The following is an 11,781-nucleotide window of genomic DNA, read 5'->3' on the forward strand; positions in this document are numbered from 1 at the left end:
GGTTCACGAAGAGACGCTCCCGTTTTTTCAATAAAGCTACCCATTAAATCCTATCTGATTTGTTCGCGACAACTAACTCAGCTCAGCTGTTTCCTTATATTAATAAAGAGTGATGTTTTGCTTTAAAAAAGCATTAGATTGTGGAATGGTTTCTTATAATTTACATAGGATTGCATAGCAACTTCTTTTTAGAGGAGGTATTCATATGAGAAATTGTGATTCCAAAAAATTAAGACCTAACCTAATTCCAAAAACGTTAGTTCCTGAAAATCAAGAAACACCCATTCATCTTGTTTCTGGTGATATTATAAGTGATAAACTGTTTTATAGAAGAAATCATTTTCCTTATCCAAGCTTTACATCATCCTTTTATTTTCTTCCAATAGAGGGACAAGTGCATATTTCTAAAGTTTTTTCTTTACAGGAGATTTACTCTATGCCAGCAAAAACAATAAAAGTGGTCTTAGAATGTTCTGGTGATAAGAGGGAGTTATTTAAACCAAAAGTGTATGGAGAGCAATGGGGAAAGGGAGCAATAAGTCAAGGTATTTGGAAAGGAGTATCTTTGAAAACTCTATTGCAGTACACAGGATTGCTTGATAATGCAAAAGAAATTGTTTTTGAAGGTTATGATAATGGTCGAAGACCTGATTCCAACAAATTATATAATTTCTCTAGAAGTTTACCGATAGAAAAAGCTCTTGATCCAGATACCATTATTGCTTATGAATATAACAATCATCCCATATCCTTCAAACATGGATTTCCCCTAAGGTTAATTGTCCCCGGCTGGTATGCAATGGCTTCTGTAAAATGGATAAAAAAAATTATTATAATTGATAAGGAATTTAAAGGTCCTTTCCAAGATATTGATTACGTTTACTATCCAAACCAAGAAAACGACAATGGAAAAGTTCCTGTGACTACTATTAATGTTAACTCAACAATACAATATCCATTAAATATGCAATTATTGCATTCAGGAGTTTATGAAATAAAGGGGATTGCGTGGACAGGTGAGGGACAAATTACAATGGTAGAAATCAGTATTGATGGAGGTCAAACTTGGAATAAATGTAAACTAACTTCTTCATTTGAGAAACATTCATGGATTCGTTGGAATTATACATGGAATGCATTAAAAAAAGGCGAATACACTATAAAATCAAAAGCTGCTGATTCTAAAGGAAATGTTCAACCATTAGAACCAATATGGAACAGAAAGGGCTATGGTTACAATGCTATAGACCATATTAAAGTTAAAATCGAATGATTTTCAATTTTAAGTAGATCCTTATTATAAACAAAGTTAAAAGACCGTTTCAAACGGGACTGACCCCATGCTGAGCAAAGATTTTTTTAAAATTATAGGAAATTCAACAATGATTAGTTACCATAATGTTGCTTATCAGAAGGGAAAAAAGCGCAAATCCATTGAGTGATAACGAGTTTGTGCTTTTCCTGTAGGTATACTCTTCTGGTCAATTTATGGACCTTACTTTTCTTATAAAGACATCAATGTTTTAATCTTCTTTATATTGTTCTTTTACAATACTATGACCTATGAACGCTTTTCTCTTGAAATTGCTCAATATATCAAAGCGGGAGCTAACATCATAATTAGTTAGGAATGGATGGAACATCCCCCTATACCATTGAATAAAGAACGATGTGCAGAGATTATCCACCTTTCATCTAGGAGAGAGACCACTAAAAAAGGTTAGGATAAAAAAATAAAATAGCAGAAACAGACGATAATTTAGTCTTTACAACATAAAAAAAACAGGAGTAATATATCTTTCATAAATTCATAAAACATCTTGATCGCTGAATCCGTATGGAACGGGGGAACCAATTTTGTAACAGCCTTTTCTGTTACTTGGGGTGAATCCTTTATGTAAGTAAAGGTAGGGTTACTTCGTGACCTGAATCCGACAGCTAACTTCGTAAGCGTTAGGGAGAGGGTGTGAAACTTGTGATCAAAGAATAGACCACGGGGGACTCCTCTGTGGTCTTTTTGGTGTTGAATGGATATTTATGTATTTTTAATGCTAAACAAAAAATGCTAATGAAAACAGGATAAGGAAGGAATTATACGGTTGGACTAAGTGCAAACTTTACAGGAGACTTGAGCCCCGCAGGACGCATTCTCATTACGATTATGATGTTTATTGGGCGAGTAGGGCCTCTTACCATTGGTTATGTGCTTGCTATTCGTTCAAATAAACAATCAAAAATTCGTTATGCAGAAGAAAAGATTCTTATTGGCTAAAAAGAATAACGTTTATATTTCGAGCAAACTAAATAAGATGCTGTTAAGCCTCTATCAAACATTCTCATTTGTTCGAGTTGACAACATGTAAAGGAAGAAAGTTATTGGGGAAAGCCAGTAGCTTTCTTCCTTATTTAGAATGTATATCACATCTATCTTTAATTAACCTAATGTTACTTATCGGCATTGAAAAATGATCTTCGAATAGAAGATCCTTTTAAAGGAAAATTCGTTCCAAAGTAACACAATGGCAGGGTGTTACTTTGGAGAATTAATTCATTATTTGTAATTTTTTTAGGTGAAGATAATAACAATATACCCATATATACGGGATGATGTAGGAGAAAAATGTCCAAATAGTATTCCAGCCGTTCCCATATACAACTTTTCCACTTAAAACTAACGTCATTTCAAGAAAAGTAGTAAATAGTGATATAGAAAAGATCATCAAGTAAGGTCTTTTGGTTTTCTTTATAAAGAAAATCAAGTAACTTGCTAAAATTGGATAAAGTCCTAAATTAAAAGGTAAGGCAGACAAGGTTTTTTGATTAAAGAAGGGAGCAATTCTCCAAAATCCATAGTAGAACCCGAATTCATTTACAACAAATGCAATAACACAAAAAAATGTACCAATTAAAGGTATAATCGTCCTATCTTTTTTATAAAGATGAAGAATTCCAACAATCCAAGGTAAGATGAAGGCAATTAGGATATTAAAAATCAATTTTTCCCATTTCCTTTTTTGTATTTATCTTCTCCTTATTTCAAATAGTCTAACCTTCAAAACAAAGTATTATATGAATACTCTATACAAATCTACTTACCATAATGTTGATTATAAGAAGGGATTTTTAAAGTAGGAGCAAGGTTGATCCTGCTTTTTAATTTTTGGTTGTGTTAATTTTTAATGATAATAATTAGACAAAAACAAAAGGAAACCAAGATACTGAGGTTTCTTTCAGCCTAATTTATTCAACAGAAGTGCAAATTTCAATATAATGTCCATCTGGGTCTGCTATATAGGCAACTGTTTGTCCCCACGGCTTTGTAACAGGTTCCTTTAAGATTGTAACCCCTTGTTGGCGTAGGGTTTCGATTGTTGCTACAACATCTTCTACAACAAATCCGACCTCAAATGTTTGTGTAGGAGCAGAACCTTCAGGAACATTTAAACCTGTTAACTCTTTTACATCCTTACGAGTGTTAATTGATAAAGTTGTGGCACCTGTGTCAAATTCAACATACGTATCTTGTTGCATCTTAACTGAGAGCCCAAAAATACCTTTGTAGAAATCCATTGTTTTTTCAAAATTACTCACATATAAAATGACATATTTCATTGCTAACTTCATTTTTTCACTCTCCTTATGGGAAATTTAAGAACTTAAATAATAGCCTATACCACCGTATTAATCATACTATCTAATTTCTGAAAATTATATTAATAACCATAATATTCATTGTGATATAGTCATAATAAAGTAAGGCGAATCACAAAAAATAAAAAGAGACATAGATCTTTTTTTGAGAGCCCGTTGAATTATCTAATTCAACGGGTTCCATGTTGACTAGATATTCATTAAGGCTCTGGTGCAAATATGTGAAGAAAATATAAAAAGATTTACTGGAGGTTTGACAATGCAATACGAAGCTAAAACCCCAACGGAATATTTTGAACTACTAGACGATGACTGGAGAAAAGAGAAGCTATTAATTGTGAGAGAATTTATTTTAGAAAATGCCCCAGAACTCGAGGAGGGCGTCCAATACAAAATGCTTTGTTATGGTACTGAAACCTCCAAATTATTTCATTTGAATGCTCAAAAATTTTATGTGAGTCTATACGTGGGCAACATTGGAAAAATAGAAAATGCCAATAAGTTTCTGACCGGATTGGATTATGGAAAAGGGTGTATACGCATAAAAAAGTCAGTTGATTTGCATGATAGTGGACTTGAAGATTTCGTGAAAAAGACTATATTTACTTGGAGAGCGGGCGATGATACTTCTTGTTAGCACTACTTTTAATTTCAAAGAGTATTAGTAGTATTTTCCCATCACAAATTCGTATTTATGGATAGAGTTTTTTTAAAAGATATCAAATAAAAGGAAGACGAGCGCCCTTACTACAATCTCGTCTCATATAATCAAGTTTTACATCCTGGTACTTTAATGATTAATATTGAGGGCGTAGAACATACATTAAAAGAAGAGGAACGTACAACTAAGATATTAGCTATTGTCATTAAACGTACACTGCGTAATCAGCAAAACTAACAGTTAGAAAAAATTCTGTTTCTTCGAACAGGATTTTTTTATTTCTAAGATTTTAGTTAATATAAAACCTATTCGAGGAAGTAAAAAAGCACAAAACCGTTGGTTCTCAACGAATTTGTGCTTTTTCTTTTCTGTTAATGCAAGTTACTATAAACGAGCTAATAATAAGGCTTGTTATTAACAATTAGATTTTACAATACAACAGTGTTGTAATAACTGATAGATACAACTGGTCAAAAAATTGAAATGAGCTCTTTTGTATATGAATGGCGTTCCTCATTAAATAATTGTTCGTTGTTAAATTGATCAACAAGTTTGCCATCTTTCATGACCATAATCCGTTGACTCATTTCTTTGACAGCAGCAAGATCATGGGAAATAAACAAGTATGAAAGATTTAACGTTTTACGAAGGTCTGTTAATAAAGTAAGTATTGCCCCTTGAGAGATAACGTCAAGACTTGCTGTAGGCTCATCTAAAACAATAAATTCAGGTTCAATACTAATAGCACGAGCAATTGTTACACGTTGTCGCTGACCGCCACTTAGCTCGTGAGGATATCGATCTGCCAAGCTAGATGGTAACTCAACGACTTCAAGAAGCTGCTTTATAAAATCATCCTTTGAAGTATAGGAAAAATGTATAAGATTAAGGTCATTCTTAAATTGAGCGTAAGGATCAATAAGTGAATCTTTTATTTTAAGTTTTGGGTTTAAAGAGGCTGAAGGGTTTTGCAGCACAATTTGAATCTTTCTTCGATAAGGATATAACTGTCGATCATTAAATTGCTCAATTGCCTGATCCCTAAAATAAATTGATCCGCTATCAATCGGTTCAATTCGGAGCAGGCAGCGAGCTAATGTGCTCTTACCACAGCCACTTTCACCGACAAGACCTAGACATTCTCCCTTGTTCAGTTCAAATGAGATGTTATCGAGAATGGTTTTCTTAGCTTGATATGATTTTTTTAATTCGTGTACAGTAAGTAAATTCATTTGTTTTCAACCTCCGGTAAACCTGAAGGGAGCCCACGCCCAAGTGTAGGCGCTGCTTGAATTAATTGCTTGGTATATTCATGCCTTGGGTGATCAAGTATACGATGTTTATTACCTGATTCAACAAATTCCCCTTCCTTCATTACTGCTAAGCGAGTTGCATATCGCTTAACATGTCGCCAATCATGAGTGATAAATAATATGGTACATCCTTTTTCTTTTTGCCGTTTGGCAAGTAGTTCTAAAATTTTGTGTCCTGAGACACTATCAAGCGCAGTTGTTATTTCATCTGCAATTAATAAATCTGGAGATAGTAAAAGTGCCAATGCAATTGAGACACGTTGAAGTTGTCCACCACTTAATTGAAAGGGATATCGGTTGTATAGTGTTTCGTCTAGCCCAACAGCTTCAAGTTCTTCCTTTGCATTTAACTGGCGGGTTTTTGGATCATGAATCCCATGAGCTTTCTGGTATTCTTCAAAATGTTGAGAAATGGTACGAAATGGTGTAAAAGAACCTTGATAATCTTGAAAAATATAAGAAATTTTTTGACCACGTATTGTTTGAATTTGCTTTGGTGAGAATTCAAGTAAGTTCTCCCCTTTAAAAAAAATCTTTCCTTCTATCTGTAAATTAGGATGAAGAAGTTGTCCAATTGACTGGGATAATAGACTTTTTCCACTACCACTTTGCCCAACAAGAGCATACCATTCTCCTTTGCGAATCGAAAGGGACACGTTATCAACAATTTTCTTTTCCCTACTGCTAATGGACACTTGCTCAATCGATAAAATCATTTTCGTATCTCCTTTTTTACATCAAAATGATCACGTAAATAGTCTCCCAGCATGTTAGTCAGTAATACTACGGCTACAATTGCTAAACCAGGGTATATCATTAATTCAGGTTTTGACTCAAAATAGGGACGTGAGTCGTTTAGCATTGCTCCCCATTCAGGAGTTGGTGGTTGTGCCCCTAGCCCTATATACGATAGAGAGGAAATGAGAAGAATAATTTTACCTAAATCAAGACTTGCCAAAACAAGAACGTTTCCTACAATATGGGGAAATAAATGCTTGCGCATAATTTTAAATGAAGATAGTCCGTTGATTTTTGCAACCAACACATAATCTTTTTGAGATTCTGATAAAACTGTACTACGGACTAGACGGGCATAACTTACCCATTTAACTAACACAATAGCAAGGACAAGGTTGCCTATTCCAGGTCCGAGCAAACCACTTAAGACAATAGCAACAATTGTATCAGGGAAAGCTAAAAATCCATCGGCAATTCTCATAAATATCCGATCAACTAGCCCACGTTTATATCCTGAAATAAGACCAAAGGGGATTCCAATAATGAGAGCAACAATTAGTGCTAGAGAACTATACCCAATTGTTTGAATCCCCCCTAACAATAGCCTAGTCAAAACATCTCTACCAAGATGATCTGTACCAAGTGGGTGATGGAAGCTCACTTCTTGGAGACGTCCATCAAGATTTGTTAATGTAGGATCATGCTTTAAATAGTAAAAAGTATAAATAGAGACTAAAATTACAAAGACGATGGATAGCAGCCCAATTATCCCTTGCCAGACCGGCTTTTTTTCATTAAACAAATGTATAGAAAGACCCTTCATCTATTATTCTCCGTTTCTTTTAATTTCATTTCTGGGTTTAAATATCGATAAGACAAATCAACACATGTATTTACAATAAAAACCACAGCAGACATGATTAAAATATATCCTTGTATGAGTGGATAATCTCGTTGGCGTATCGCATCAACTACAAGTTTTCCTATACCAGGATATGCAAATAGAACTTCAATCACCACTACACCACCAATTAAGCTTCCCAAACTTACCCCAAATACAGTAATAACCGGAGGGAGACTATGTCGAAATGCATGGACTAGAAAGATTCGTTTATCTGACAGACCACGAGCTCTTGCTGAACGAATAAATTCTTGACCAAGAGAATCAAGTAAGCTTGAACGAAGCAAACGGACATATACACTAGAAATAGCTAAACCAAGTGTAAGTGATGGTAAGATTAATGAGGATAGTCCATCTCTCCCCATTGTTGGAAGCCAACTAAAACGTACACTAATTAAATCGATAAAAATAAGACCTAACCAAAAACTAGGGATAGCTGCTCCAATAATTGATAGTATTCTACTAATCTGATCAATCCAGCTATCCCGATACAGGGCTGATAAGGAACCTAATGGAATGGATACTGCCAACATAACGATCATTGACCCAATTGTTAATTCAACTGTGGCGGGAAGACCCGTTAAAATCATCTCTATTACAGGTTGACCAGTAACATATGACTGACCGAAATCAAGTTGAACAAAATTAAGAAGCCAATACCCGTATTGAACGAGTAAAGGCTTGTTGAATCCCATTTCTTCTCTCAACATTTCCACCTGTTCTTGACTAACAGACAGTTCATCAACATTCAGAATAGTCAACACAGGATCACCAGGTGCAAGCCTAATAAATAAAAAGCTTACAAAGGTAATAAACAACATAAAAATAAAAACTTCAAGAAACTTCCGAACAATAATTTGAACCATCTATCTACTTCACATCCAGTTTATTTGTAATCATGTAATATTCACTACGGGTAGTTACCCAATTCTTAACTTTATCTTCATTGTAGGCAACGATTGTTGAAGGATGTAAAACAAACGAATTGATTACATGCTCATTTATATAATTAGCTGCCTGCTCTGAAAGTGTAGCTCGTTCCTCTTGATTGACTGTTTGATTGAGTTTATCAATGATAGCTGTCAATTTCGGATCACTTGCACCACTAAAGTTTAGAGCACCATTGGGATGGTAAGTGGCATTCAAATAATAACCTGCATCCCCACGAGGAGCCGTCAAATTACTATAAGTAGCCAAGTCCCAATCGCGGTTTGATGCCATATATTCCTCTGGAATGTCGATTTGTCTTATCTCAACATCAATCCCAATTTTTTTAGCATCTGATTGAAAAACTTGAGCAATTAATGGTAAATCAGCTCTTGCTGAATAAGTTAGTAAGGTAAATTTAAGTGGTTCTCCATTTTTTTTCATTTTTCCGTCTTTAAGCTTATAACCGGCTTTCTCTAAATGTTTTATAGCTACGTCTGCACCTTTCTCCATTTGACTATTTTCATATTTTGGAGCAAATGGAAGGGAAGGAAGAAATGGACCTTGAGCAACTTCAGCATGCCCAAGCAGAATGGTATCCACAATTTTTTGACGGTCAATTAACGCATCTACAGCTCGTCGTACATTGACATCTTTTAAACTTTTACGTTGCATATTCATGGTCATTTGATGTACACGGAAAGTCGCTGTGGACTCAACTTTAATACCATCCATTGCTTTTAATGTTTCAAGGCTCTCTACTTCTGGACGATAAACAATATCTACCTGTCCAGACTTTAAGGCAAGTGAACGAGCGTTTGCATCCTCATTAAATGAGAAGGTTACAGAGTCGAGCTTTGAAGCTCCATCCCAATAATCATTATAACGTTTTAGTTCCAGTTTGCTTCCAGGAGTGAAACTCTCTAATGCAAAAGGCCCTGTACCTATAGGTTTATGAATAATATCTCCTTCTGTTACATCAATAATTGAAACATTAGGGTTTACAAGTTCTGAGACAAACTCTGGAAATGGTGCAGTAGTTGTAATATGTAAGGAGTACCCATCTGCTTGAATATTATTAATTTTCAGTGCATTTTTCACAGCAACACTTTCTTTAAGTGCACGTTCGAGAGAAGCTTTAACTGCTTTAGCATCCATTTTCTTACCATTTTGAAATTTAACATCTTCACGGAGTTTAATTGTCCAGTGTTGACCATCTTCACCTTCCCAGCTTTCAGCTAGCCATGGTTTAATGGTTAAATTTTTTTCATCTAATCGAACTAGCGTTTCTGTTATTCCTGCTCTTAACGGCACATAACTTGAATCTACATGAGGATCAAGAGAATTAGTAGAGAAATTATATAGAAAATGAACGTGTTTACCTTCCTCCTTATTTTTCGTTTCTGTTGCTGAGTTCTCACAGGCACTCAATAAACCTGCAAAAATTACTAAAAACCCTATTTTTAGAAAATTATTTCTAATGTACCTATGAAAAGTACTATAAATCCTATAAAAGTCTCTATTTCTAACCATTTTAAGTATATTCCTCCTAATACGAAATAATTACGATTTACATTTTATCGTAATCATTCTGATTTGGCAATATTAATAATTTCATAGATTATATCTTTGACTTGTTGTTTTGTTTAGGATTGAACGTTTAATCCTCAATAATTGCAATTAAATAGGCACGAGGGGTAGGAGATGAGAACCTTGAAATTGGAATTGCCTTCTCTGTTTTTTCTTCTTTATGCAGTTATTTATATATTGTTATAAGGTTTCAAAGACCAATATATGTCCTTAAAAATGAATGAAAAAGTAGATATTTATTCATTTCACTTTTAGAAAACAGTTGGATTAAGAGTTTTACAGTAGAATGTAGAAACAAAGAGTTTATATATTTACATGATACGTTTGCTTCTATTTTCGTACAGAAATAAAAGGAAATCTTATGGTTGCTTTATGAAAAGGAACATAGTACCATTAAATCGTAATAATTACGATTTGAGGAGGAGTTTTACATATGAATAAGATTCCAGTTACAGTTTTAAGTGGGTATTTAGGTTCTGGAAAAACAACTTTATTAAATTACATTTTAAAGAATCGTCAAGGATTGAAAGTAGCTGTTATTGTAAATGACATGAGTGAAATTAACATAGACGCAGAACTTGTAAAACAAGGTGGCGACTTATCAAGAACGGAAGAGAAGCTTGTAGAAATGTCTAATGGATGCATTTGCTGCACGTTAAGAGAAGACCTCCTTGTTGAGGTAGAGAAGCTGGCCAAAAGAGGAAACATTAATTATATTGTCATTGAGTCAACAGGTATTAGTGAACCTGTACCTGTGGCTCAAACATTTTCATATGTTGATGAGGAGTTAGGAATAGATCTTACTAAGTTTTGTACCCTTGATACAATGGTTACGGTTGTAGATGCAAATCGTTTCTGGCAGGATTTTGAGTCAGGAGATTCTTTACTAGATCGAAAGGAAGCTGTAGGAGAAGGAGATACAAGAGAAATTGCAGATTTATTAATAGACCAGATTGAATTCTGTGATGTACTCATTTTAAACAAATGTGACCTAGTATCAGAGGATGAATTAATTAAATTAGAAAGTATGCTAAGAACTTTACAACCTGATGCTAAAATTATTCGTTCTATTCAAGCAAGAGTGGATCCTAAAGAGATTTTAAATACAAATCGCTTTGATTTTGATAAAGCAAGCGCTTCAGCAGGATGGATTAAGGAATTAAATGACGGGGGTCATCATGAACATACTCCTGAAACCGAAGAATATGGAATTGGCTCTTTTGTATATAGTAGACGTGTTCCATTTCATACTCAACGTTTTGAAGACTGGGTACATTCTATGCCAAAACAAATTGTACGAGCAAAAGGAATCTCTTGGTGTGCTAGTCAAAATGATTTAGCTCTCTTAATGTCTCAGGCAGGACCTTCTGTAAGCATTGAACCTATTTCTTATTGGGTAGCTTCACTGCCATCTTTACAGCAAAAGAGAATCCTTGCCGATAATCCGAAATTAGTGGCTGAGTGGGATGAGGAGTATGGAGATCGTCACACAAAAATAGTCTTGATTGGTGTAGATTTAGATAAAGAGGCGATTATTAGAGACTTAGATGAATGTCTTTTGACAGAAGAAGAGATGAAAGGAGATTGGAAAAATCTAACTGATTCTTTTGGCTGGGTTGTTGAAAAGGCATAGTAAGGTAGGAGTGAAACAGGAGAGAAGAAGGTTCTCTCCTATTTTTAGTCAAGTCGGGTAAGCGAGGGGCATCGCTGCCCCTAACTCCCCTAAGAACCGTACGTGAGCCTTTCAACTCATACGGCTCAAGCCTCCCATTGCAGGTCCATTTGCTGTCGTATCTTCGTCACACACCATAATGGTAAGTAAAACGTACGCCGACGCTCCAAATGGAGGTATACATAACAGTACGTTTCTTTCGTCAAAAGATAGCCACAACCTTATGTGCCTACGAGAGACCAACGAGAAGTCAGCTCCCTTTCGGGCCTATCATGGGTTTGTCCGTAAGGACGATAGTATCCATCCAGTTATACAGTTTCCTGCTTTC

10 protein-coding genes, 1 pseudogene and 1 riboswitch are annotated in these 11,781 nt (G+C 34.9%); of the genes and pseudogenes, 4 read left to right on the plus strand and 7 right to left on the minus strand.

The window, feature by feature from the left end; genetic code table 11:
- Window positions 1–205: 205 nt before the first annotated feature.
- A complete protein-coding gene (locus BM012_RS22495) occupies window positions 206–1,273 on the plus strand; it encodes a sulfite oxidase (protein ID WP_061804944.1) in 1,068 nt (355 codons plus the stop codon).
- A gap of 542 nt (window positions 1,274–1,815) precedes the next feature.
- A riboswitch (cyclic di-AMP (ydaO/yuaA leader) is annotated at window positions 1,816–1,968 on the plus strand.
- A gap of 127 nt (window positions 1,969–2,095) precedes the next feature.
- Window positions 2,096–2,272 (plus strand): annotated as a pseudogene (locus BM012_RS22500) (Ktr system potassium transporter B); the annotation flags it as partial.
- A gap of 271 nt (window positions 2,273–2,543) precedes the next feature.
- On the opposite strand, the gene BM012_RS26975 reads toward BM012_RS22500, so the two are convergent.
- Window positions 2,544–2,996 carry a CBO0543 family protein gene (locus BM012_RS26975; RefSeq protein WP_061804943.1) on the minus strand — a complete coding sequence of 151 codons (453 nt, stop codon included), beginning with the start codon at window positions 2,994–2,996 and terminating at the stop codon, window positions 2,544–2,546.
- Window positions 2,997–3,240: 244 nt separating this feature from the next.
- A complete protein-coding gene (locus tag BM012_RS22510) occupies window positions 3,241–3,624 on the minus strand; it encodes a VOC family protein (protein WP_061804942.1) in 384 nt (127 codons plus the stop codon).
- Between the two features lie 286 nt (window positions 3,625–3,910).
- On the opposite strand from BM012_RS22510, the gene BM012_RS22515 reads away from it, so the two are divergent.
- On the plus strand, window positions 3,911–4,288 hold the full coding sequence (locus BM012_RS22515; protein ID WP_061804941.1) for an iron chaperone: 378 nt from the start codon (window positions 3,911–3,913) through the stop codon (window positions 4,286–4,288).
- 494 nt (window positions 4,289–4,782) lie between these two features.
- Here BM012_RS22515 and BM012_RS22520 read toward each other — a convergent pair whose 3' ends face one another.
- The 5 genes from BM012_RS22520 to nikA are packed head-to-tail and all read right to left on the minus strand — an operon-like array spanning window position 4,783 to window position 9,724.
- Window positions 4,783–5,544, minus strand: a complete 762-nt coding sequence (locus BM012_RS22520; protein WP_061804940.1) for an ABC transporter ATP-binding protein — start codon at window positions 5,542–5,544, stop codon at window positions 4,783–4,785.
- Window positions 5,541–6,341, minus strand: coding sequence for an ATP-binding cassette domain-containing protein (locus BM012_RS22525; protein ID WP_061804939.1), 801 nt, complete (start codon window positions 6,339–6,341; stop codon window positions 5,541–5,543). Before BM012_RS22525 ends, BM012_RS22520 begins: the two co-directional genes overlap by 4 nt.
- Window positions 6,338–7,186 carry a nickel transporter permease gene (gene nikC, locus BM012_RS22530; protein WP_082802606.1) on the minus strand — a complete coding sequence of 283 codons (849 nt, stop codon included), beginning with the start codon at window positions 7,184–7,186 and terminating at the stop codon, window positions 6,338–6,340. Before nikC ends, BM012_RS22525 begins: the two co-directional genes overlap by 4 nt.
- Entirely contained in the window at window positions 7,183–8,130 is a 948-nt protein-coding gene (gene nikB, locus BM012_RS22535) for a nickel ABC transporter permease (protein ID WP_061804938.1), read from the minus strand. The genes nikC and nikB overlap by 4 nt, the downstream gene beginning before the upstream one ends.
- Window positions 8,131–8,134: 4 nt before the next feature.
- The gene (nikA, locus tag BM012_RS22540; protein WP_082802605.1) at window positions 8,135–9,724 is read right to left on the minus strand and encodes a nickel ABC transporter substrate-binding protein; all 1,590 of its coding nucleotides are present in this window, start codon (window positions 9,722–9,724) and stop codon (window positions 8,135–8,137) included.
- Between the two features lie 490 nt (window positions 9,725–10,214).
- On the opposite strand from nikA, the gene BM012_RS22545 reads away from it, so the two are divergent.
- The gene (locus BM012_RS22545; RefSeq protein ID WP_061804937.1) at window positions 10,215–11,414 is read left to right on the plus strand and encodes a GTP-binding protein; all 1,200 of its coding nucleotides are present in this window, start codon (window positions 10,215–10,217) and stop codon (window positions 11,412–11,414) included.
- Window positions 11,415–11,781: the final 367 nt, after the last annotated feature.

Origin of the sequence: Priestia endophytica DSM 13796 (genome assembly GCF_900115845.1) — a bacterium.
GTDB classification, from domain to species: domain Bacteria; phylum Bacillota; class Bacilli; order Bacillales; family Bacillaceae_H; genus Bacillus_I; species Bacillus_I endophytica.